This window comes from Thalassospira permensis NBRC 106175 (assembly GCF_000714555.1).
Classification (GTDB): domain Bacteria; phylum Pseudomonadota; class Alphaproteobacteria; order Rhodospirillales; family Thalassospiraceae; genus Thalassospira; species Thalassospira xiamenensis.
This window is the reverse complement of the sequence record NZ_AUNC01000012.1, coordinates 205,671-228,734: the sequence shown is the minus strand read 5'-3', so window position 1 is coordinate 228,734 and position 23,064 is coordinate 205,671. Positions and strand designations below refer to the sequence as shown.

General features: G+C 54.7%; 19 protein-coding genes. 2 read left to right on the top strand and 17 right to left on the bottom strand.

Annotation, left to right across the window (positions count from 1 at the left end):
- Positions 1-5 precede the first annotated feature (5 nt).
- Both SMB34_RS08250 and SMB34_RS08245 read left to right on the top strand, forming a co-directional pair.
- Complete coding sequence (locus SMB34_RS08250; RefSeq protein ID WP_051682185.1) at positions 6-1,067, top strand: FecCD family ABC transporter permease; 1,062 nt, start codon at positions 6-8, stop codon at positions 1,065-1,067.
- Positions 1,061-1,867, top strand: a complete 807-nt coding sequence (locus SMB34_RS08245) for an ABC transporter ATP-binding protein (protein ID WP_037989110.1) — start codon at positions 1,061-1,063, stop codon at positions 1,865-1,867. The genes SMB34_RS08250 and SMB34_RS08245 overlap by 7 nt, the downstream gene beginning before the upstream one ends.
- Positions 1,868-1,885: 18 nt before the next feature.
- On the opposite strand, the gene SMB34_RS08240 is transcribed toward SMB34_RS08245, so the two are convergent.
- The 17 genes from SMB34_RS08240 to SMB34_RS08160 form a co-directional block, all read right to left on the bottom strand.
- Positions 1,886-2,854: a serine hydrolase domain-containing protein gene (locus tag SMB34_RS08240; protein ID WP_084716523.1), complete on the bottom strand. Its 969-nt coding sequence runs from the start codon at positions 2,852-2,854 to the stop codon at positions 1,886-1,888.
- Positions 2,855-2,916: 62 nt separating this feature from the next.
- Positions 2,917-3,354 carry a rubrerythrin family protein gene (locus SMB34_RS08235; RefSeq protein WP_007088410.1) on the bottom strand — a complete coding sequence of 146 codons (438 nt, stop codon included), beginning with the start codon at positions 3,352-3,354 and terminating at the stop codon, positions 2,917-2,919.
- Between the two features lie 247 nt (positions 3,355-3,601).
- Positions 3,602-4,039, bottom strand: a complete 438-nt coding sequence (irrA, locus tag SMB34_RS08230) for an iron response transcriptional regulator IrrA (RefSeq protein ID WP_007088411.1) — start codon at positions 4,037-4,039, stop codon at positions 3,602-3,604.
- A 219-nt stretch (positions 4,040-4,258) separates the two neighbouring features.
- Complete coding sequence (locus SMB34_RS08225) at positions 4,259-5,653, bottom strand: NAD(P)H-dependent flavin oxidoreductase (protein WP_037989291.1); 1,395 nt, start codon at positions 5,651-5,653, stop codon at positions 4,259-4,261.
- 106 nt (positions 5,654-5,759) lie between these two features.
- Positions 5,760-7,886 (bottom strand): polyribonucleotide nucleotidyltransferase, encoded by a 2,127-nt coding sequence (gene pnp, locus SMB34_RS08220; RefSeq protein ID WP_037989107.1) that lies wholly within the window; start codon positions 7,884-7,886, stop codon positions 5,760-5,762.
- A gap of 222 nt (positions 7,887-8,108) precedes the next feature.
- On the bottom strand, positions 8,109-8,378 hold the full coding sequence (rpsO, locus tag SMB34_RS08215) for a 30S ribosomal protein S15 (RefSeq protein ID WP_007088414.1): 270 nt from the start codon (positions 8,376-8,378) through the stop codon (positions 8,109-8,111).
- 17 nt (positions 8,379-8,395) lie between these two features.
- Positions 8,396-9,322, bottom strand: a complete 927-nt coding sequence (gene truB / locus SMB34_RS08210; protein WP_007088415.1) for a tRNA pseudouridine(55) synthase TruB — start codon at positions 9,320-9,322, stop codon at positions 8,396-8,398.
- Positions 9,322-9,741, bottom strand: a complete 420-nt coding sequence (gene rbfA, locus SMB34_RS08205; protein ID WP_007088416.1) for a 30S ribosome-binding factor RbfA — start codon at positions 9,739-9,741, stop codon at positions 9,322-9,324. Before rbfA ends, truB begins: the two co-directional genes overlap by 1 nt.
- 17 nt (positions 9,742-9,758) lie before the next feature.
- Positions 9,759-12,413 (bottom strand): translation initiation factor IF-2, encoded by a 2,655-nt coding sequence (infB, locus tag SMB34_RS08200; protein WP_037989106.1) that lies wholly within the window; start codon positions 12,411-12,413, stop codon positions 9,759-9,761.
- 80 nt (positions 12,414-12,493) lie between these two features.
- The gene (locus tag SMB34_RS08195) at positions 12,494-13,084 is read right to left on the bottom strand and encodes an RNA-binding protein (protein WP_007088418.1); all 591 of its coding nucleotides are present in this window, start codon (positions 13,082-13,084) and stop codon (positions 12,494-12,496) included.
- A gap of 19 nt (positions 13,085-13,103) precedes the next feature.
- Positions 13,104-14,663, bottom strand: a complete 1,560-nt coding sequence (gene nusA, locus SMB34_RS08190; protein WP_037989105.1) for a transcription termination factor NusA — start codon at positions 14,661-14,663, stop codon at positions 13,104-13,106.
- A 9-nt stretch (positions 14,664-14,672) separates the two neighbouring features.
- Positions 14,673-15,212 carry a ribosome maturation factor RimP gene (gene rimP / locus SMB34_RS08185; RefSeq protein WP_084716521.1) on the bottom strand — a complete coding sequence of 180 codons (540 nt, stop codon included), beginning with the start codon at positions 15,210-15,212 and terminating at the stop codon, positions 14,673-14,675.
- Between the two features lie 156 nt (positions 15,213-15,368).
- Positions 15,369-15,971: a biliverdin-producing heme oxygenase gene (locus tag SMB34_RS08180; RefSeq protein ID WP_037989104.1), complete on the bottom strand. Its 603-nt coding sequence runs from the start codon at positions 15,969-15,971 to the stop codon at positions 15,369-15,371.
- 100 nt (positions 15,972-16,071) lie between these two features.
- Complete coding sequence (locus tag SMB34_RS08175) at positions 16,072-17,409, bottom strand: HlyD family type I secretion periplasmic adaptor subunit (protein WP_037989103.1); 1,338 nt, start codon at positions 17,407-17,409, stop codon at positions 16,072-16,074.
- Entirely contained in the window at positions 17,406-19,154 is a 1,749-nt protein-coding gene (locus SMB34_RS08170; protein ID WP_084716539.1) for a type I secretion system permease/ATPase, read from the bottom strand. Before SMB34_RS08170 ends, SMB34_RS08175 begins: the two co-directional genes overlap by 4 nt.
- A 116-nt stretch (positions 19,155-19,270) precedes the next feature.
- Positions 19,271-19,999 carry a heme acquisition protein HasA gene (locus tag SMB34_RS21525; protein WP_007088424.1) on the bottom strand — a complete coding sequence of 243 codons (729 nt, stop codon included), beginning with the start codon at positions 19,997-19,999 and terminating at the stop codon, positions 19,271-19,273.
- A 182-nt stretch (positions 20,000-20,181) separates the two neighbouring features.
- Positions 20,182-22,908 carry a TonB-dependent receptor gene (locus SMB34_RS08160; RefSeq protein WP_037989102.1) on the bottom strand — a complete coding sequence of 909 codons (2,727 nt, stop codon included), beginning with the start codon at positions 22,906-22,908 and terminating at the stop codon, positions 20,182-20,184.
- Positions 22,909-23,064: the final 156 nt, after the last annotated feature.

Below are 23,064 nucleotides of genomic sequence, written 5' to 3'. Positions count from 1 at the left end.
TTTCCATGATCTCCGATCAAACCACCGTTATGGCAGGGAGCGCGCATTACAAGGCGCGTTCCCTGCGTCGTATCCTGATCCTGAGCGGCATGACAATTGCGCTGTTCCTGTCATTTGCTGTTGATCTGGCAACCGGCCCGGCCAATTATCCGATGGCTGATGTGATTTTCGCACTGCTGAACCCGTCGGATGCCAGCGATCAGTTGCGCGTCGTGATCTGGGAAATTCGCATGCCGGTCGCCCTGATGGCGCTGACCGTGGGTGCGGCCCTTTCGACCGCGGGCGCGCAAATGCAAACCATCCTGGCCAACCCGCTCGCCAGCCCGTTTACGCTGGGTATCTCGGCTGCGGCCGGTTTCGGTGCAGCCTTGGCACTGGTTCTCGGGGTCGCGATCCTGCCGGCTTTTGTCGAATTCATTATTCCGATCAATGCCTTTCTCATGGCGATGGCGACCGCGTTGATCATTCATTTCTTCAGCCGGATGCGCGGTGTCACGGTTGAAACCATAGTCCTTCTGGGGATCGCGCTGGTCTTTACCTTCAACGCGCTTTTGGCGTTGCTGCAATATCTCGCCAGCGAACAGGCATTGGCCGCGGTCGTATTCTGGACCATGGGCAGTCTGGTCAAGGCGACCTGGTCCAAGGTTGCCATCACGGCCATAGCGGTTGCCATCGCCCTTCCGCTGTTTACCCGCCAGGCGTGGGCACTGACCGCTCTTCGGTTAGGCGATGCAAAGGCGGAAAGTTTCGGCGTCAATGTCCAGTCGTTGCGCCTGAAGACGATGTTGCTGGTCAGTATGCTGGCGGCAATCCCGGTTTCCTTTGTCGGGACCATCGGGTTCATCGGTCTGGTCGGGCCGCATATCGCCCGCATGCTGGTGGGCGAGGATCAGCGTTTTTTCCTGCCGGCATCCGTCCTGTGCGGGGCGTTGATCCTGTCGGCGACGTCGGTTCTGTCAAAACTTCTGGTCCCCGGCGCGATCCTGCCCATTGGGGTAATTACCGCGCTTGTCGGCGTGCCGTTCTTCTTCTCGCTGATTTTCGCAAGCCGGAGAAAATCATGGTAACAACACTTCGTCTTGAAGACCTTGGCACCCGTTATGGCCGCGCCGAGGTGGTTTCCGGTGTTAGTACACCGGTTCTGACGGGGGGCGACGTAATTGCCGTCATCGGCCCGAATGCAGCGGGCAAATCGAGCCTGTTCAAACGGGTCGCCGGTCTTGCCAAGGGTGGCGGAAAAGTGCATGTCGAAACGGCGAATTATAGCCGCAACACGATTTGCTACATGCCGCAGGACACAGGATCAAACGCGGTTCTTTCTGTTTACGAGTCGGTTATCCTTGCCGCCAAACAGGGATCGTCATTGCGCGTTCAGACCGATGAACTGGCCCGGATTGACGATATTCTGGCCGCCCTTCGGATTTCTGATCTGGCCGCCCGCAATCTGGGCGAACTTAGTGGTGGTCAACGCCAACTGGTTGCCATTGCCCAGACGCTGGTGCGTGAACCCGAAATCCTGCTGATGGACGAGCCGACCTCAGCCCTTGATCTGCATCGTCAGATGGAGGTCCTGTCTTTCATGCGCGATATCGCCAAGCGCCAGAAAATAATCGTCCTGATCGCGATCCACGATCTGAACCATGCGCTGCAATATTGCGATCACGCCATGGCGATTCGCGATGGCCGCATGGTGGCATTTGGCGAATGCGCCAATGTGATTGATCGTGATCTTTTGCGTGATGTGTACCAGGTTGATGGGCATGTCGAACGCAATTCGCTTGGTCATCCGCATGTTGTTTTGCGCGGACCGATCACCGGCAATAGCCACACCGCCGAATACCTTTCAGAACGGATTGCGGCTCAATAAAAAGTCCGCTCAGCCCGATCAGCCTGCATCTGCTTCTATCCTGTCGATGATATCGGCCATTAAGCCATGCAGCTGATCGCGGTATCCGGTTCGGGCCGAGGGTTTTGTTTCGTCCGATGTCATCGCCACGGTCAATTCAAGGCTAGGAACGATGTAAAGCATCTGCCCACCATATCCCCACGCATAGACCACATCCTGCCCGGCAAGATCGCGCATAAACCAACCATAACCGTATTCATCGCCGGTAAAGCGTGAATTTGTCCGATGCTGCCAGCTTTGATCGATCCAGTTTTGCGTGATGATCTGTCTGCCATCCGCGGTACGCCCGCCATTCCGGTAAAGTTCGCCAAAAGCCAGAAGCGATCTGGTGCTCATCGCCATCTGATTCCCACCAAAGTAAATACCCTGAGGGTCGCGATCCCAAGCGGTAATAGCAAAACCGTCCAATGGCCCCAGCCATTCACGCGCCAGTTCCAGCGTCGATTTTCCGGTTTGGCGCGTCAGGATGGCCGACAGCAGGTGGCTTGAGCCGGTAGAATACAGCATGTCACCACCCGGATCGTCGGCAAACGGGCGGGCAAGAGCAGCACGCACCCAGTTCGATTGCGCGACCCACTGACCGTAATATTGCCCCGATGTCCGCCCCAGGCCGGCCTGCATCGACAAAAGATGCCCGATGGTAATATCAAACAGTCGGGGGTCGGGATCGGCAGGTAACTGATCCCGCAGCAAGGGGGCGATTTTCTGATCCGTACCGGTCAAAACATCACGTTCTATGGCAATGCCAACCAATGCCGAAATAATCGATTTCGATGCGGATTTGATATTGGCCGCCTGATCGGGGAAACTACCATGGTAGCCCTGCGTCGCGATCACGTCACCACGGTGGGCGATCATCACGGCCTGCAAGGGCTCCAAACGCCCCGCATGGGTCAGGATATCGTCAAGGTCCACCGACGATTGTGCCTTGGCCGCAAGCGGTGCCATTAACATCACCAGAAGCAGAAAGGCGCTATTTCTGTAAAGGCATCGTCGGATTGTCTTCAACCTTATTCCACCGGTTCGGAAACAGTCCCAAAAGATGCCAGGGCGCGTTCCATTCGGGCGGCATGGGCATCTTCGACACGCGCAAGGCTTTCAAACCAGTCGGCAATATCGTTAAAACCTTCTTCGCGCGCAATACGGGCCATTTCGGGATATCGGGATCTGGCATCGTTCTGTTCATCGGCAAATGCGGCTTCAAGATTAAGCCTGGTGGTACCAATCGGCTGCCCGGTTGCAGGGTCCCCGACCTGTTCAAGAAATTCGAGATGGCCAAAGGCATGGCCGGTTTCGGCTTCGGCGGTGGCGCGGAACATTTCGGCAATTTCCGGATGGCCTTCGATATCGGCCTGCTGCGCGAAATAAAGATAACGACGATTGACCTGTGCTTCAGATGCGAATGCCGCACGCAGAAGTTCCTCGGTCCGTGTTCCCTTGAGCACCATTACGGGCTTCCTTTTTTGTCGTTGAAGTCTGAAATATGCGGTGTTGCTGTCACACACATAGGTAAAAAAAGGGCGACCGTTCCATATGGAACCGTCGCCTCTGTATTTGTCTTGAAAACCCTGCCCGTCAAGCACTGAAGGGACGTTTCGCGCCATTTCAGGCGGTTTTCATCGACGCGTCATTTCGCTGTCACCGCACCGCTATATTTGCGACACAGCCCTGCCGAATAAACCGACCCAATAGCAATCAGGCAGCGTTGCGGGCCGACTGGCGCCGCAAACGAAACACCAGATCAACCGATGCCAATTCCGTACCACGGGGCATATTGGGGACGCGTGCAAGCTGCACCGCATCAGCGGGTATGTCGCTGAGCATGCCGTCTTCTTCGCAATAGAAGTGGTAATGCGGGGCGGTATTGGTATCGAAATAGGATCGACCGGAATCAATCACGATTTCATTCAGAAGCGCTGCCTCGGTGAACTGGTGCAACGTATTGTATACGGTCGCCAGTGATACCTTGATATTCTGGCTCATGGCTTCGGAATGAAGCTGTTCGGCGGTGATGTGCCGATGACCATTATCAAACAGCAGGCGGGCCAATGCCAAGCGCTGACGGGTCGGGCGCAACCCGGCCTCTTTCAGGCGGTTCAGAGCATGGGTGTAAGGACGCGGGTTCGTCGTCATGAAATTGTCCCTTCATACGCTTTTCAGGACCGGCCAATGCCCGGTTCCCGATCAAATCCAAGCGTATATTAAGGAACCAAGACGCACCTTTCTTTGATTTTGATCAACTCCAATCATACCGATTTTCAATGGCCCATAGGGGATCAAACAACAAAAAGGGGTCGGAAACCCGACCCCTTTTTGATCCGTAAAAGACCAGTGTCTGATTTGTTGTCCAACCTAATCGCCCGTGGCGATCCGGTCGACCAACTGTTTGACCGTCGGGACAAAGCCGTTGGCGTAGAACGGATCTTCACCAAATTTATAGGCATTATGACCGGCAAACATCAGCTCGTTTTCAACCATCGCACCATGTGCAATGTTCTGGAGCGTTTTCTGGATGCAGAATGAACGCGGATCGGCACGCTTGCCGGTGGTGCCGCTATGCTGTTCCCAGTTCGAGAACTGGCACTGTGACAGGCACCCCATGCAATCGATCTGGTCTTTCTTGATCGTCAGCGCACTGTCAGGCGTGACAAACACCATGGTTTCATCGGGTGTCGGCATGCCTTCAGTATAACCAGCATCAAGCCATGCCCGAACCTTGTCGGCATCATCTTCGCGGACATAGATTGGACGACCGCGACGGCCCAGCGGAATACCGACATGCAGATCGGCCTCTGCGGTGCGCGAATAACGGACCTGACGATCGGAACGCTGATGCAGGTCTTCAAGAAAGTCGTTCCGAACAGCCGAGCTGTAAAAACCGGTCGGGCTGAATTTATGCAACGACACGTCGCCGTTCTGCAGCGTCAGAAGACGGTTTTTCCATTCTTCGGAAATTTCGCTTTCCTTGGTCAGCAGCGGACGGGTTCCAAACTGGAACGCCACCGGGGCAACCTCCGGATTATCAAGCCAGTCTTCGTAGTCACGCAGGAACCAGACGCCACCCGCCATAATGATCGGAACTTCATTCAGGCCGACCGAATTCATGTATTCGCGAAGGGCTGCAACCCGCGGGAACGGGTCTTCGGGCACAAGCGGGTCTTCGGAATTTGACAGGCCATTGTGGCCACCGGCACGCCATGGATCTTCGTAGACCACGCCGCCAAGCCATTCCGGGGTGTTTTTATACGACCGCAGCCACAAGGCACGGAATGCGCGCGCCGACGAGACGATCGGGTAATAATGCACGCCATACTGGGCTGCGATCTGCGATACCTTGTAAGGCATACCCGCACCACAGGTCACACCATGGACAAGACCCTTGGTGCCCTCAAGCACGCCACGCAGAATTTCTTCCGCACCGCCCATTTCCCACAGAACGTTCATATGCAGGCGGCCTTCACCGCCGCGCATTTCGTGTGCGATCTGTGCCTGGGCGATACCGCCGCGGATGCCATAGGCGATCAGTTCCTGATGGCGCTCACCGCGGGTTTTTCCGGCATATTCGACCGGAACCAGATTGCCATTTTCGTCATAAGAATCGGCATTGACGGCGGAAAACGTCCCGATGCCACCAGCAGCTGCCCATGCGCCGGAACTTTTACCCGTCGAAACAGCGATACCTTTGCCACCTTCAATCAGTGGCAAGACCTCTTTTCCCGACATGACGAGCGGTTTAAGGGCTTTCAAATTCGTCTCTCCCATTCGGCTTTTCATCGCCAGCGATGCCCCGGCATCGCATTTGGAAAACCGGACGGCGTGTTGTTGTTATCGCCGTCCGGTCTATCAGATCGGATTATTCAGCGTCGCCGGCGTCGAGATCGGCACCGGTTTCCTGGTCAACGCGTTTCATCGACAATTTGATCTTGCCGCGATCATCAAAGCCAATGACCTTGACCTTGACCGCGTCGCCTTCCTTGACGATATCCGAAACCTGTTTGACGCGTTCCTGCGCCAGTTCGGAGATATGGACCAGACCGTCGCGCGCGCCAAAGAAATTGACGAATGCACCAAAGTCGACAGCCTTAACAACCTTACCATCATAGATATGGTTCAATTCAGGTTCCGCAACGATCGATTTGATCCAATCGACTGCCTGTTTGCCTTTTGCACCGTCGGTATGTGCAACAGTGATCGAGCCATCGTCTTCGATATCGACCTTCGCACCGGTTTCTTCGCAGATTTCGCGAATGACCTTGCCGCCCGACCCGATAACGTCACGGATTTTGTCACGCGGGATCGAGAACTGGGTGATGGTCGGTGCATTGCCCGAAACTTCACCACGTGCTTCCGGAAGTGCTTTGGACATTTCGCCAAGGATGTGCAGACGGCCGTCACGGGCCTGGCCCAGTGCGATCTGCATGATATCCGGAGTCACCGAGGTGATCTTGATATCCATCTGTAGCGAGGTGATACCTTTTTCGGTACCGGCAACCTTGAAGTCCATATCGCCAAGGTGATCTTCATCACCCATGATGTCGGACAGAACGGCAAAATCATCGCCTTCCTTGATCAGCCCCATAGCAATACCGGCAACCGGACGTGCCAGCGGAACACCGGCATCCATCATCGCAAGCGAGGTTGCGCAAACGGTCGCCATCGAGGACGAACCATTCGATTCGGTTACTTCAGAAACGATCCGAATGGTGTAAGGGAACGCGTCCTTGCCCGGCATCAGCGGGTGCAGGGCACGCCATGCCAGTTTACCATGACCGATTTCACGACGGCCTGGCGAACCCATACGACCAGCTTCACCAACCGAGTAGGGCGGGAAGTTATAGTGCAGCATGAAGTTTTCGCGATATTCGCCGTCAAGCGCGTCAACGATCTGTTCATCCTGACCGGTGCCAAGGGTGGCAACGGCAAGTGCCTGGGTTTCACCACGGGTGAAAATCGCGGAACCGTGTGCACGCGGCAGAACCGAAACTTCGCCAAGGATCGGGCGAACGTCAGCACCTGTACGGCCATCAATACGTTTGCCGGTTTTCAGGATCGCACCGCGAACGATGTCTTTTTCCAGATCCTTGATGATCGACGAAACTTTGCCTTTCAGGGCATCGGCAATTTCTTCTTCGGCCAGTTTTTCCGCAATCGCGGCTTTGGCGTCAGAAACAGCAGCTGAACGCTCCTGCTTGACGACATGGCTGTATGCTTTGGTCAGTCCGTCGGTGCCAAGGGCAGCGACTTTTTCGACCAGCTCATCATAGCCTTCCGGCAGTTCTGCAATGTCGCGCGGCTCTTTCGCGGCGTCTTCGGCCAGCGAAATGATCAGATCAAGAACCGACTGGAACTGCTCGTGACCGAATTTAACGGCGCCAAGCATGATTTCTTCCGAAAGCTCGCTGGCTTCGGATTCAACCATCATCACACCGTCACGGGTACCGGCAACAACCAGATCAAGGTCGCTTTCCTTAACCGACTCGGTTGCCGGGTTCAGGATATATTCCCCGTCTTTGTAACCGACGCGCGCAGCACCGATCGGGCCGAGGAACGGCAGACCGGAAATGGTCAGCGCCGCAGACGCACCGATCATCGCAACCACGTCCGGATCATTTTCCATGTCATGGGACAGAACGGTACAAACGATCTGGGTTTCGTTACGATAAAGCGGGTGAAACAGCGGACGGATCGGACGGTCGATCAGACGCGAAACCAGAGTTTCCTTTTCCGAAGGACGGCCTTCACGCTTGAAGAAACCACCCGGGATTTTACCGGCAGCAAATGCTTTTTCCTGATAGTTCACGGTCAGCGGGAAAAAGTCGATATCCGGGCGCGGTGATTTCGCGCCAACAGCGGTACAAAGCACAACGGTCTCGCCGTAGGTGACCATGACGGCACCATCGGCCTGGCGCGCGACCTTACCGGTTTCGAGAACCAGCTTGGCATTGCCCCACTGCATTTCCTTGCGGACGACATTAAACATTATTTTCTCTTCCTCTTACAAACCTTCAGCGGACCCGGATAGTCATACACGAGTTCCGAACACATTAATTATGAGGCTTTCATAAAAGCTGCATAATTAATGGGTCCGGACCAAGCAAAGAGGTCGGCCCATCCGACCCTGCTTCCCCGTGTTTCCCGATCCGCTCGGGACATTAAAAAAACGACGGCGGAGGGGATCAACCACCTCCGCCGCAGTTCGATATCAGCGGCGAATACCGAGGCGTTCGATAACGGTCTCGTAACGCGACTGGTCTTTGCGCTGCAGGTACTTCAGCAGACGACGGCGCTGGCCAACCATCATAAGAAGACCACGACGGCTATGGAAGTCGTGGTTATGTTCTTTCATGTGTTCGGTCAGGTTCTTGATCCGCTCGGTCAGGATTGCAACCTGGACTTCGGGGGAACCGGTGTCACCGTCTTTCTGAGCGTATTCTTTGATCAGCTCAGCTTTGCGTTCAGCAGTAATCGACATCAGGCATCCTTTCGCCTTTAGAGATTAAAAACACGTACAGGCCGGATTTCGCCGCCACTTATCTCCGCCAACGCAACCGCGCGGTCATGGAGCATGGCGCAGACGATATCGTCCTGCACGACGGGGGTTTCGAGGGCACTGCGTTTTGCCACCGGCAACAACCCGACAGGTTGCCCACTCGATAGACGCTGCGCCTCGACTTCGGTCAGGGCCAGCGCCGGGATGTCGTCCAGCGCGGTCTCGACCGGAAGCAATTTCTCCAACACCGCATCCGGATCCATTTCAAGCAACTCCGCAAGCGGAATGGAACTCGTTTCAGGAAACGGCCCCGCCGACGTGCGGCGAAGGGCGGATATATGGCCGACAGAACCCAGGCGCAGCGCAATATCGCGCGCCAAAGACCGCATATATGCCCCTTTGCCCGAAACAACTTCGAGAACAGCATGATCGCGATCCGGCATATCGACCAGTCGAAGATCCTTGATCAGAATCGGACGCGGTTTAAGCACCACGTCTTCATCGCGACGGGCAAGATCATAGGCACGCTTGCCATTAACCTTGATCGCCGAAAACTTTGGCGGCACCTGCTGGATTTCGCCAATAAACTCACCCAGCACGGCCTTTATTTCGTCTGCATCCGGACGATGATCCGAGGTGGCAGTAACCTCGCCCTCGGCATCGTCGGTGCTGCGTGCTTCGCCGAATTTAAGCGTCACACGATAACTTTTGCTGCCATCCATGACATAGGCAACCGTTTTTGTCGCCTCGCCAAATGCAATAGGCAGGACACCACTCGCCAATGGGTCAAGTGTCCCGCCGTGACCGGCCTTTGCCGCATCAAGCAGACGACGCACCTGATTGACCACCGTCGAAGAGGTGATTTCCAAGGGTTTGTCGACTGCCAGCCAGCCATTGATGCTTCTACCGCGACGCCGACGCGCCATCAGTCGTCCTCATTCTCATGGTCGTCCGACCGGTCCGCCGCAAGATCCTGTGCGACATGAGGGTCACGCAGGAGGGCACCGATATGGTCGGCGACATCGAAACTTTTGTCTTCCACAAAACGCAACGCCGGTACGTATTTCATATGAACCGTACGCGCCACATGGGTACGCAAATGGCCCTTCTGCCGCGTTAGCGCCTTAAGCGAGGTTTCCGCCTCGCCCCCGCCAAGCGGCGTAAAGGATACCATGGCATTGCGCATATCCGGGCTCAAACTGACGCCGGTAATGGTTACCGGGCGCCGGGTCAGGTCCGGGTCATAAATATCTCCGCGCTCAAGTGCCTGCGACAGGGCTTGGCGGATTTCCTCCGCCACGCGCAACTGTCGCTGACTTGGTGCTTTGGCCGGTTGCTTCGCCATATCGTCAATCCACCGTCTTAAAGTTCGACGGCGATTTCCTCCTGCTCGAAGCACTCGATCATATCGCCGACCTGCAGGTCATTATACTTGGCGAATGACATGCCACATTCATAGCCCTCGCGGACTTCTTTTACTTCATCCTTGAAGCGACGCAGTGTCGACAGCTCGCCCGAATGGATCACGACGTTGTCGCGAAGCAGGCGAACGCCCGCACCACGCTTGACGGTACCCTCGGTAACCATACAACCGGCAATCTTGTTGCCTGAGATGGTAAAGATGTCGCGTATTTCTGCGTACCCCAGGAACTTCTCGCGAACTTCCGGCGACAGCATGCCCGACAGCATCTTTTTGATGTCGTCTGCAACATCATAGATGATCGAATAATAACGAATGTCGACATTGTCGCGACGGGACTGTTCACGGGCCTGCTGATTGGCACGCACGTTAAAGCCGATGATCAGCGCATTCGACGCGCGCGCCAGCGTGACATCGGACTCGTTGATTCCGCCAACGCCGCTATGCAGGACGCGTACACTGACTTCCTCGTTACCCAGCTTCTGCAGGGTACCGATAAGCGCTTCGACAGAACCCTGCACGTCACCTTTGATAAGGATCGGCAGTTCCTTGACGTCGCCCGAGCTCGAGAACATGTTCTCAAGTGCCGATTTCTTCATCGCAGCAGCCTGCGTTTCGCGGATGCGACGCTGACGATAGTCGGAAATCTCACGCGCTTTGGCTTCGTTTTCGACAACAACGAAGTCATCACCGGCAGACGGCACGCCGTTCAGACCGGTTACTTCGACCGGCATGCCCGGAATGGCTTCTTCGATGCGAACACCATGATCGTTGACCAACGCACGAACGCGGCCCCACTCGGCACCCGTAACAAAGATATCACCGTTTTTAAGCGTACCGCGCTGAACCAGAACCGTGGCAACCGGGCCGCGACCTTTTTCCATGCGGGCTTCAACGACAACACCGTCAGCAACACGTGCTGGGTTGGCTTTAAGGTCAAGAACCTCGGCCTGAAGCAGAATGGCTTCTTCCAGCTCGGTCAGGCCAAGGCCCTGTTTGGCGGAAACTTCAAGACACTGAACTTCACCGCCCATTTCCTCGACGACGACTTCGTGCTGAAGCAGTTCGGTTTTAACCTTCGACGGGTTTGCACCCGGTTTGTCGATCTTGTTGATCGCAATGATCATCGGCACACCGGCTGCTTTCGCATGGCTGATGGCTTCGATCGTCTGCGGCATGACCGAGTCGTCAGCAGCAACAACCAGAACGACGATGTCGGTAACCTTGGCACCGCGCGAACGCATTTCCGTGAAGGCAGCGTGGCCCGGGGTATCGATGAAGGTAATCTTCGATCCTGTTTCCATCGTCACCTGATAGGCACCGATATGCTGGGTGATGCCGCCGGCTTCGCCACTGACAACGTCCGTTTTGCGCAGGGCATCGAGCAACGAGGTTTTACCATGGTCAACGTGACCCATGACGGTCACAACCGGCGGACGACCGATCAGCTGATCTTCGTTGTCAACGGCACTGACCAGCGCTTCTTCAACATCGGCATCCGAAACGCGTTTCATCTTGTGGCCGAATTCCTCGACAACCAGCTGTGCGGTATCGGGATCAAGGCTTTGGTTGATGGTTGCCATAACGCCAAGGCCCATCAGGCACTTGATGACGTCGGCAGCACGTTCAGCCATACGGTTGGCAAGTTCCTGAACGGTAATAACGTCCGGAACGATAACATCACGCACGATTTTCTCTTTCGGCTTCTGCTGGCCCTGCATACGGGCCTTTGCTTTTGCCTGCTGACGCTTGATCGAGGCCATCGAACGACGACGGCCACCTTCGTCACCGGTCATCGCATTATTGATCGAAAGCTTGCCACGACGGCGACCTTCGTCACCCTTCGTGCGCGCGGCACGGCCAAGAGCTTCCTCTTCGGCGCGTTTGCGTGCGGCTGCGGTACGGGCTTCTTCCTCGTCCAGTTCCTTGCGGCTTTTCGGCTTGACGGTGGACGGATCGGCACGACGGCGTTCTTCCGGAACCAGCGGTTCTGCCGGTTCGCCAGGAATGATTTCTTCCTGTTTCTTGGCAACAGCAGCAGGCTTCGGTTTGGATTTGCCTTTGGTCGTCGATGCTTCAAGGGCTTTCTCGACTTCTTCTACAGAAACCGGGGCATCCTTTTCTAGCACAGGGGTTTCTGCCGCAGCAGCTTTTGCTACTTCGGCCTCTTCCTGTTTACGACGTTCGGCTTCTTCTGCCTTGCGCTTGCTTTCCTCAGCGGCACGTAGGGCTGCTTCGGCTTCTTCCTGCTTGCGGCGCTCTTCGGCTGCTTTCAGGGCAGCCATGCGTGCTGCACGCTCGCTATCGGTAAGATTGCCGTGGTCTTCAACCGGTTCCGGTTTGGCAACCGGTTCGGGTTTTGCTGCCGGCGCCGGTGCGGCAGGTTGCTGTTCAGCAACCGCATCCTTCTTCACTTCACGGAAGCGGCCGGATTCGTTCTTTTCGAAAGTCCGCTTCTTGCGCACTTCGACAGTCACAGATTTGGACCGTCCATGCGAGAAGCTTTGCCGTACCTGCCCAGCCTCGACCGTCTTGCTCAGTTCAAGTTTCGATCTGTTGAGGCTCAGCGGTTTCTTCTCCTGATCGCGATCACTCATAATCCGTCCAACTTCCTCATTTCCTGCGGGACCGGCATCCTTTGCCTGTCCTGTCCTGTCCGTTCTGCGCAAGCCTGCCTTCAGACCGCGCGAAATCCTTCTAGCCGCCTAAGCGAGCGACTTAACTGTTTTGCCAGTCCACCTGGCGCAACAGCCACATGTACTGCTTTTTCGCGGCCAAAGGCCGCGCCAATCTCGGCAGCATCCAGAACGGTATAAATCGGCAGATCCCGGGCTTTCGCCTCGATCTTGGATTTTCCGTCCGCAGCACCATCTCGGGCTGCCAATATCATTGCCGCGCCCTCGTCAATCTGGGCCCTGACTTTTTCGTAACCGGCAACCGCCTGACCGGCTCTGCGCGCAAGCGACAGCAGATCGAGACTTTTCTGAAGCAAAAGCTTCTCGATCCGGTCTGCCAGCGCAGGATCAATCACGACTTTTTGCCGCGCCGCCTTGGCAAAGGCATTTTTTGCACAGGCGGTATTTATCACATCCCGCGACGGGCACAACCATAATCCCCGTCCAGGCAACCGTTCCTCAAGGTCGGGAACAACCGAATCATCCGGTCCGATCACAACCCTAAGAAGGTCTTCCTTGGGCCGGACTTCGCCGGTGACGATACACCGGCGTTCCGGAACCTCGGCTACCTTGCCGCCTTTACGGTGCGACATGGCGTCCTCCGATCAGCCCTCAGGCGTCTTCGCCTTCTTCGGCATCTTCGGAAACTTCTTCTTCAAGTCCTTCGAACCAGCCAAGCTGACGACGCGCGTCCATGATCAGGTCATTGGCCTGATCCATGGTCATGTTGTCCGCATCACCGACATATTCGATCAGCTCGTCGCTTGCGAGATCCGCAAAGTCCTCAAGGGTTTTGACATCGTTCTCGCCTAGGCGAACAACAACGGCCAGCGACAGTCCGCCAAATTCGACGAGGTCATCGGCAACCTTAAGCTCTTCACGACGCTTCTGAAGACGTTCGGCTTCTTCGGCAAGGAAGTTACGAGCGCGCGTGCGCAGCTCTTCGGCGATTTCTTCTTCGAAACCTTCGATCTCTGCCAGTTCGGCCAACGGCACGTAACCGACTTCCTCGATCGAGGTAAAGCCTTCGGCGACCAGAAGATGGGCAATGACTTCATCAACATCAAGTGCCTTGATGAACATCTCCGCCCGTTTACGGGCTTCTTCCTGGCGACGTTCGCTTTCGTCTTCCTCGGTCAGGATATCGATATCCCATCCGGTCAGCTGGGACGCCAGACGCACATTCTGACCGCGACGGCCAATGGCCAGGCTCAGCTGATCGTCGGGGACGACAACCTCAATACGATTGGTTTCTTCATCAAGAACAACCTTGGTGACCTCGGCCGGAGCCAATGCGTTCACAACGAAGGTTGCCGGGTCTTCCGACCACTGGATGATGTCGATTTTTTCGCCCTGAAGTTCGCCAACAACAGCCTGCACGCGCGAACCACGCATACCGACACATGCCCCGACCGGGTCGATCGAGTTATCCGACGACTGAACGGAAATCTTGGCGCGCGAACCCGGATCACGGGCAACCGATTTGATTTCGATAATACCGTCGTAGATTTCCGGAACTTCCTGGGCAAACAGTTTTGCCATGAAAGTCGGATGGGTACGCGACAGGAAGATCTGCGGCCCACGCTGTTCGCGACGCACATCAAGGATCAGCGCACGAACGCGATCACCCTGACGGACAGTTTCACGCGGGATCAGTTCTTCGCGGCGCAGAATGGCTTCTGCACGGCCCATATCGACCAGAACATTACCAAACTCGACTCGTTTGACGACGCCGTTGATCACTTCACCGGCACGGTCTTTATATTCTTCGAACTGACGCTCACGTTCCGCATCACGGACCTTCTGCACGATAACCTGTTTTGCGGTCTGCGCAGCAATACGTCCGAAATCGATCGGCGGCAGCGGATCAATCAGGAATTCACCAAGCTGGATATTTTCGTTGCGAATACGCGCCTGTTCCAGCGACATCTGGGTGAAGTCGTTTTCGATATCATCCGTGACCTCGATGAAACGGGCCAGCTTGATTTCACCGGTTTTACGGTCGATATGGGCACGGATGTCATGCTCGTGGCCATATCTGGAACGGCCGGCCTTTTGGATGGCCTGTTCCATTGCGCCAAGAACTTCATCACGATCAATGCCCTTTTCACGGGCAACGGCATCTGCAACCTGCAAAAGTTCCGGCCGCGGCATTCCCGAAGTTGCTTCCATATCCAACCTCTATTCTGCGTTTTCGTCAGACCGGCCCTTGCCGGTGACATGCGCGATCAATTCATCCGTCAGCACCAATTTCGACTTTGCGATATCGGCCAACGGCAACAATTCACGTTCGCCATCGACAATCAGGGCGACCGCATCATCCTCAACTCCATCCAGCTTTCCGCTGAAACGGCGACGGCCACTCTGGGCCATCACCAGCTCGACCTTTGCCTCGAACCCGCGCCAGACATCAAAGTCCTTGGCACGGGTCAGCGGGCGGTCAATACCCGGTGAACTGACTTCAAGGTGATAAGCCCCGGAAATCGGGTCCTCGACATCCATCAGGGCAGAGACGGTACGGCTGATTTCGGCGCAATCTTCTACATTGATGCTGCCGTTGCCATCCGCACGATCTGCCATGATCTGCAAGACATTACTGTCCTTGCCCATCATGGACACACGTACCAGTTCGAAACCCAGCGCATTGATCGACGGCTCGATAATCTCCGTGATCCGCATCATCAGCGGGTCTTTCAACTGTTGTCCGATCAGCTCAGCCATATAGCGATGCCATACCCCAAAAAGCACAAAAGAGCGGGCGAAGGGCCCACTCTTTGTCAGAATTTACAAAAAGCTTGGCGGCTTTATACAGCCGACTTTGCCAGAAATCAAGTCACGATCCTGTCTCTGCAAGCCTTTCAACCAAGGGATTTGCGCCTATGCGGCAAGCTTGCGATCTTCGATCAAAAGGGTTCGGAAAAAGTCAAAGGCAGCAATAGCACCATCAATCACTTCCTGTTCTTGTTTAGCGCTTAAAGCCAAGCCATTGACCTGATCAACAAATTCGCGCCAATGCTTGCCGCGACCGTCTTCGTGCCCAGCCAGGTGACGGGCACCAAACTCGGCATTCAGCCCGATATTTCCGGCTGCTTTCAGCAAAAATGCCGCCCCAAGCGACGAACCTTCACAAACATATAACCATCCCAGACGACCCATTCCGGTTTGGGGAACAGGAAATGGTTTGGTATTTTCAGGTAGGCTGCATTGCAGGTCTGCAAGATCTGCACAGACATGATTGAACCGACTGCGCATCGAAAGCCCGGGTATCAGGTCGTTCAGGTCACTGGCGTCATAAAGCGGTTTTACAGCGCGGTGAAACACATACTGCATCCCGACAAACCGGGCGTAGTTATCGCGGCTTTCAAACGGTGCCATTTCCATCACCATGTCATCGATGTGCTGATGGTCGCGGGTTGTTGCCTGTTTGAGGTTCTGAAGGCGGGTTTTTATCACACCGTCTGCTGTTATATCCAAAGTCATCCCGATTACCTTTCGTCCCTGTCCGCAAATGCCGCATGAATTCGCAGCCCTTCAAAGCAGAAACGATTCGGGGCGTTCGATATCCGAAACCGGTGAAAAATTATTCTTCGCGGAATGCGCGGGCAAACTGATCGGTAAGCGGTTTGGCAAGATAGCTAAGTGCGGTGCGATCCCCCGTTGCGATAAAGGTTTCAACCGGCATGCCGGGCATCAGACCTTGCCCATCAAGTTTTTCCATCTCGCCACCGGCAATTTTCACCCGGACATTATAGTAGGTTTCGCCTGTCAGTTCATCGCGTGAAAGGTCCGCTGCCACAAAGGACACCGTCCCGGAAAGTTCCGGCGTTGTGCGCTGATTAAAGGCAGTAAAACGCAGCATCGCCTTTTGCCCTGGATGGACCTGGTCAATATCGCGCGGGTTGGTTCGGGCTTCGATCACCAGCTCATCCTGATCAGGCACAATCCCCATGATCCGGTCCCCGCCCGCAACCACGCCGCCAATCGTATGTACCGTCATCTGATAGACCGTCCCGTCATAGGGGGCACGGATGTCGACACGACGCAGTTGATCGCGCAACGCAACCTGCTTTTGCATCAATTCAGCCAATTGTTGATCAATGTCACCCAGTTCCGTCAGGACTTCGGTTTGGCGGTTCCGGTCAAGCTGCAGGATCGACATTTCTGTTTCCGAGATTTGCATGCCGGTCGCGGCAATCTGTGCCGTCAACTCCCCGTGTTTGCCCCTCAGACTGGCGCGTTCACGACGCAATGCCGCAACACGGGTAATCGGTACAAGCTGCTTTTTGTAAAGCATTTCAAGCCCGTCAAGTTCATCGCGAATATGGCGGCTTTCTTCTTCATTGGCAGCTTTCTGGGCCTCAAGCCCGATGATCGTCTCCGAAAGCTGCAACAGTTTTTGCTCAAGCTGGGCCTTTTCACCCTCCAGACTTTTACGCCTTGCTTCGAATAGTTTTGTCTCGGCCGCAACCAGCTCAACGATTGCCAGGTCCTGCATACGGGCCGCGAACAAATCGGGCACGGCAACGATTTTCGCTTCGTTCCGTTCAGCAACCAGACGCATTTTGCGCGCCCGCAAGGCATCGATCTGGCTATCGACAATGCCAAGGCTTGCGCGTGCCATCGTATCGTCCAGCCGGATCAGAAGATCACCGGCCTGCACCCGATCCCCGTCACGCACGTGGATTTCACCAATAATGCCTCCGTCAGGGTGCTGCACATCCTTGACATTGCTTTCGACCACCAGTTTGCCGGTGGCAACCACCGCCCCGGAAAGATTGGCCAACGCCATCCAGCTTCCCAGACCAGCAAACAATGCCAGCATCACGGATACGCCAAACAGGGTATGTCGACGCAAACTATGCATTGCAGGGCTGGCGAATGGAGTTTTTGACGACGTGTGCGACTTTTTTCGGCTCATGCGCTTTCTCCGACCTGACGCATGGTTTTGCGCAGAATGTCGTCACGCGCACCAAAGGCAATCTGGCGTCCATCCTTAATAACCATCGCCAGATTGACCGTTGCCAGTGCGCCGGGGCGATGGGCAATCATGACAACAATCGCCCCGCGTTGCCGGGCCAGACGGACCGCTTCGATCAGGGCCTGTTCCCCGGCACTGTCGAGACTGGAATTGGGTTCATCAAGGACAATCAGGAACGGATCACCAAACAGGGCACGCGCCAGCCCGATCCGTTGGCGTTGCCCACCCGACAAAATAAGCCCGCCACTTCCGATCGGCGTGTCATATCCCTTGGGCAGAGACAGGACCATGTCATGCACCCCGGCCAATTGCGCGGCCTTAACGATTGCCGCAGAGTCCACATCGCTACGTAGCCTCGCAATATTGCGGGCAACAGTATCGTCAAACAGATCGACGTCCTGCGGCAAATAACCGACATGCACCCCCAGCCGATCCGGCTCCCAGTGGTCAAGCTCCGCCCCATCCAGGCGGATGGTGCCATTATGGATCGCACCAATCCCGACCAGTGCGCGACCGAATGTCGATTTCCCCGATCCGCTTGGCCCAATAATGCCAAGCCCGTCGCCTGCTTTCAGGAGCACGTCGTTGATGCGCAGCAATACGCGCCCCGGTGCGGCCAGCTTTCCTTCCACCCGCTTTGCAGGGGCCCGAACGATCAGATTGGAAACATGCAGGCTTTGTTGCGGGGCAGGCAGTTCGAGGCGTTCAGACGTTTTTTGTGTGTCGGCAAAGCAGCGTTCAAGACGTTGTCGCGATTGACGGGCACCAACAAATCCGCGCCAGTTGCCAATCGCCTGTTCGACCGGGGACAATGCTCGTGCTGTCAGGATTGAGGCGGCAACCATCACACCCGGTGTGACTTCCTGCAGGATCGCCAGATACGCACCAAGTGCCAGAACGCCGGACTGCATCGCAAGGCGAATGACCTTGATATAGGCCGAGAAGGTCGAATTGACGTCACCGACACCGGTATTGTCGCGTAAATACCTGTCATTCAGACGTGCCCAATAGTCCGTGAAACTCGCCAGCATGCCCATCGCGCGAATGGCTTCGGCATTTCGACGCCCAGCTTCGACAAGATTTGCACGTGAAACGGCTTGGCGGTTCATCCGTTCAACCTGGCGACGGGTGGCAAGCTCGCTGATCAATGTCAAAATCACCAGAATGATACCGCCAATAAGGGCAAGAAAACCAAGCCAGGGATGAAAAGCAAAAACGATCCCCAGAAACAGCGGCATCCAAGGCATATCGCAAATCGCAATAGGGCCCGCACCACCCAGAAACTGTCGGATTTGATCAAGATCGTTGAGCGGCCTTAAGGTTGCATTATCATTTCGCAGCGCCTGATCGAGTGTAGTTGCCAGTGCCATAGGCCCAACTTGCTCATCCACCCGCCAGCCAATCCGCACCAGCATCCGCGCCCGAAGCGCATCGACAGTTCCCAGAAACATGTATAGCGCCAGCATCAGAACAACGAGCGCGACCAGCGTCGGCACACTGCGGCTCGCCAGAACCCGATCATAAACCTGCAGCATGAAAAGCGGCCCAGTCAGCATCAGGATATTTGACACGCCGCTTAACGCCGCGACCGACAGGAACGCTCCGCGCACGGATCGAATGGCGGCCGCCAACGGCGAGAATACGGACGATTTGGACAAATGTTGCGAATGGACCTGTTCGAACACGCTGTTTCCATTCCGGAAAAGAAAAAGATAGGATGAGGTGGGCACCGCTGTTCCGCGGTGCCCTGCAATCAAAGACCTTGTGCCCGTTCCGCCGCCTGCGGAGCGGGCCGTCTTCGTTAAACGAAGTCGCTTGCGTCAAGGTCGTTGAAGTCAACACCAGTCAGGGTGATGGTGCCGGTGGCATGGGTAATGAGCGCATTGCCAGCACCATCATCTCCAATCGTGACCGAGTTGTAATCGATATCGAGAAGATCGGTGCCATCGGTGAAGTCGGTAACGGTGTCATCACCGAACGATGCCGAAGTATCGAACTCGAAAGTGTCTGCCCCGCCATTGCCAGTCAGGACGTCGTCACCTGCAAAACCGCCGATCACATCCGCGCCGGAACTGCCGTTGATTTCGACACCTTCGGAGGCAAAAACAGACTGCAATTCTGAACTGTCACCACCAAAAAGCGCGGTCAGGACCATACCAGTCTTGCTGCTGCTGAGGTCAAGGCCAGAAATATCGACCGACGAGTCGCTAAGATTGTAATCGCCGCTAGAATCCTGAACCAACGTTTCCCCGAATGAAAGCTGATCAAGATTTCCGACAATCTGATGGGTGCTGATGTCATAGGTGAAGTCATCTCCGCCACCGGTCGTTGCAAGGAAGCCATCGGTGTAGCTTGATGAACTGTCTTCATCGCTGAGATAGTATTGCGGACCGTCAAAGAGCCCACCATTCAGAAACTCGCCGTAGTTGAACAATCCCTTGGAAAAGTTGGCGTCGAAATCTTCCAACAGACCATGCAGATCAACACCATTTCCGGAACCATCTGCGTTCAGATCAATTGTAATAGTCATTTAGACATCTCCTGGTTTGTTTCCGCCCCAACCATTGGAGCAACATGATGAGGATGACTATTATTATCATCATGAGTCAACAAAATAATGTTTAAAATCAAATACTTAATTGAAAGAAAGACAAACCTATCCGGTCAGGTCGATGACCTGACCGGTGATTGGCATTTTTCCTTTTAAGCGGCCTAGAAGTTGCCGCTGAGACTGATGATCGCGGTACGTCCCGGTGCCGGGGCATACGTTCCCCCGCTTCCTTGAACATATCCCTCATCGAACAGGTTATTGACGGCGAACCGCAGTTTCACGGCATCGTTGATGTCATAGGAACTGTAAAAGTCGAATACGCGGTACTTGTAATATTCGCCACCAACGGTCGAGAGACTTACCGACCCGACCTGGGAACCATAGTTTTCTTCCGGATAAACGAATGTCGCCCGCATTCCCAAGACAAGATCCTGATCGAAAAGACGGAACCCGCCGTCAAGCGTGTATTTGCGTTTGGGCGGCGCATAAATGCCAAACAATCCGCCAACTGTACCGTAAGTAGCTGCGTTCTGCGCTGCAGTAGAATAGGTGGTATCAAGAATGAACTGGTTATAATTCCCGATCAGATCAATGTCCGATGTCGTCAATGTACCGCCAAAATAGTACTCACCAGCATCATAGAAGGCCTCGAGCTCCGTACCGGTCATATAGACAGGGTCACTAAGGTTGACCATGCCCGCCCCAACCGATGGCCAGTTCACTGACGGCAGTGACGGCAAAGGCACAAAACCAACAGTCGTATAATTGTCGATTGTTGAACGGTAGTAGGACAGTTTGGCTCTGAATCCGTCGCCCTGCTTTATGACGTTGTCGAACATGAAGTTGACACCAACTTCTTTGGTTTCAACTTCCTCAGCCTTGAGATTGGCGTTCGAAAAATAGGTAACCGGCTGATCACCGATATGCATCCCCTTGAACATGGCTTCCATAACTGTCGGCGCCCGCAGGTTTTCGCGGTAATTGGCAAAGAGTTGCAGACCGGGGAATGGCGTCACGCTTGCACCAAAAGACGGCGAAACCCGGTCCTCCGACAAATCAACGTCCAAAGGTACGTCATTGCCGCTTCCGCACTGCTGTGATGTAAAACCACCGGGTAACGCTTCACACCAATACGAGTCACCTGTCAATTCGTAACGGTCGTAGCGAAAACCACCACTGATTTGAAACACGTCGTTCCAGCCATATGTCGCCGTTACATGCCCACCATAGACATCACGCTCCCCGGATGGGGTTGTTCCTTCTGCCTGATAGGCAGAACCTGATCCTCCAAGGTCCTCGACCTCAGAGGTTGTCTTTGCCCTGTCGTGAAAGAACTCGGTACCATAGTCAAAGCTAACCTTGCTCAGGCCATCACCCACTGAATATAGCTCGAACTTGCTACTGTTGGCCAAATCAAGCCCTGTCGTATCAAGCGTATAGTCCGTGTCGTAGGGGTTCTGGCTAACTGATCCACTGGTGTTAAATCTGGTTGGCCTGTATTGGTTACTTTCTGTTCGGGTCCAATAAACGTGCGTATCCAGATCGACCAAATCAGTCGACGGATTCCAGTTGTGCTTGGCGGTCAGGGTATGGGTTTTGGTTTCGTTCAGATCCGGTCTTGTATTCGTGACGTCGTTGGTTTTGGTGTAATTGCTTTTTGAGCCAACATACCCAAGATTCAGTTCCTGATCATCTGTAAGATGGACATTGGCTTTCACCAAACCGGATGTCTGGCGAAGGAAAGTGTATTCAGGTCTGGAACTGTGTACATCGTGATAATTGCCGTTTCCGTCAGTAAACAGGGCTGGATTGCGTTTCCCCGGACTATAGTCACCAATGACCTTCCGGCTTACCGCGGCTGAGATGTCAAACCTTGGCGCAAGCCTAACACCTCCAGCAGCATCGCCCGCAAATTCGTAATCATTCGTGCCGTGGCTGACATTTACCTTGCCGCCCCATTTTTCGCCATCATCAAGAATGTCTTGTGTATTGAGGGTACGCATTGTGACGATACCTGCAGAAGACCCGGCACCACCATTCTGGTTGAGATTGGATTTCTCGATCTCCACTTCTGCCAACAAAGCAGGGTCCAGATACACACGAGAAGATGTGCCATGTGTCATCTGATTATAGTTCTGACGCGCGCCGTCGATATTGACGTTCACACGCCCCATTTCCTGCTGACCGCGAACGTTGACTGTCAAACCGGGGTCACGCGCGTCATTGGAAATATCCACACCGGCAACATTGTTGAAAATCTCGCGCGCTTCGCGTACGGGCGACTTTCGCATACTTTCCTGGGTAATTACCGCTACCGAGCCCGGCGTTTCATACACTTTGTCCGGTACCCCATTAGGACCAAGCGCCCTTTCAGTCGCCGTTACGGTGACCGGAACAGTTATGATTGAGGCGTTACCGGCATCTTCCCGTACAGGATCAATGATGGAAATGGTTGTCGGATTGACGGCATTCCAGATCAAACCGCTTTGCGACAACATGCGATCAAGGGCTGCGCCAGCCGTCATATTCCCCTGGACGGCAACGCTTTGTGTACCGTCGGGCAATGTCCCGTCCACGGCAACATCGATCCCCGATACACGCGAAAAATTGACCAATGCCATGGCAAGCGGTTGTGCGGATATATCAAATGAGAGCATATCATTTGACAAGGTCACGCCCTCTTCAGCGACCTGCGCAATTTCAGCCTTGTTAGCCTGTTGCAATATTTCTGCGCCCCGGGTTTGAGCCCCCACGGCAAGCGGCATCAAAGCAATCATGCCACTGCCAACGGCTGTCAGGGCAATTGTGCGAACACCCCCAATAGGTGTACTGGATTTACGAATTATTTTGTTGGTGTCGACAATGCGACCCACCCCGTTCGAGAGCATTCTTTTTGTCTCCTGAGTCACGAATGCATATATAAATGAGATTGCGTCTCATTCATTATTTCGTTACTCAGTTAGACGAGGCTGAAATTCAGATATCTGATATTCATTGCATTTTTTTGATAATAATTTTTATTATCAAAATATTCTGACCGAACC

What these genes read in the sequence shown, in the direction of transcription:
- SMB34_RS08240 (WP_084716523.1), bottom strand. Translation starts at nt 2,854, where the DNA reads ATGGCACCGCTTGCGGCCAAGGCACAATCGTCGGTGGACCTTGACGAT.
- SMB34_RS08180 (WP_037989104.1), bottom strand. Translation starts at nt 15,971, where the DNA reads ATGACTTTGGATATAACAGCAGACGGTGTGATAAAAACCCGCCTTCAG.
- rpsO (WP_007088414.1), bottom strand. Translation starts at nt 8,378, where the DNA reads ATGTCGATTACTGCTGAACGCAAAGCTGAGCTGATCAAAGAATACGCT.
- SMB34_RS08245 (WP_037989110.1), top strand. Translation starts at nt 1,061, where the DNA reads ATGGTAACAACACTTCGTCTTGAAGACCTTGGCACCCGTTATGGCCGC.
- pnp (WP_037989107.1), bottom strand. Translation starts at nt 7,886, where the DNA reads ATGTTTAATGTCGTCCGCAAGGAAATGCAGTGGGGCAATGCCAAGCTG.
- SMB34_RS08175 (WP_037989103.1), bottom strand. Translation starts at nt 17,409, where the DNA reads ATGAGCCGAAAAAAGTCGCACACGTCGTCAAAAACTCCATTCGCCAGC.
- irrA (WP_007088411.1), bottom strand. Translation starts at nt 4,039, where the DNA reads ATGACGACGAACCCGCGTCCTTACACCCATGCTCTGAACCGCCTGAAA.
- nusA (WP_037989105.1), bottom strand. Translation starts at nt 14,663, where the DNA reads ATGGAAGCAACTTCGGGAATGCCGCGGCCGGAACTTTTGCAGGTTGCA.
- rimP (WP_084716521.1), bottom strand. Translation starts at nt 15,212, where the DNA reads ATGGCTGAGCTGATCGGACAACAGTTGAAAGACCCGCTGATGATGCGG.
- SMB34_RS08235 (WP_007088410.1), bottom strand. Translation starts at nt 3,354, where the DNA reads ATGGTGCTCAAGGGAACACGGACCGAGGAACTTCTGCGTGCGGCATTC.
- rbfA (WP_007088416.1), bottom strand. Translation starts at nt 9,741, where the DNA reads ATGGCGAAGCAACCGGCCAAAGCACCAAGTCAGCGACAGTTGCGCGTG.
- truB (WP_007088415.1), bottom strand. Translation starts at nt 9,322, where the DNA reads ATGGCGCGTCGGCGTCGCGGTAGAAGCATCAATGGCTGGCTGGCAGTC.
- SMB34_RS08250 (WP_051682185.1), top strand. Translation starts at nt 6, where the DNA reads ATGATCTCCGATCAAACCACCGTTATGGCAGGGAGCGCGCATTACAAG.
- infB (WP_037989106.1), bottom strand. Translation starts at nt 12,413, where the DNA reads ATGAGTGATCGCGATCAGGAGAAGAAACCGCTGAGCCTCAACAGATCG.
- SMB34_RS08160 (WP_037989102.1), bottom strand. Translation starts at nt 22,908, where the DNA reads ATGCTCTCGAACGGGGTGGGTCGCATTGTCGACACCAACAAAATAATT.
- SMB34_RS08195 (WP_007088418.1), bottom strand. Translation starts at nt 13,084, where the DNA reads ATGTCGCACCGTAAAGGCGGCAAGGTAGCCGAGGTTCCGGAACGCCGG.
- SMB34_RS21525 (WP_007088424.1), bottom strand. Translation starts at nt 19,999, where the DNA reads ATGACTATTACAATTGATCTGAACGCAGATGGTTCCGGAAATGGTGTT.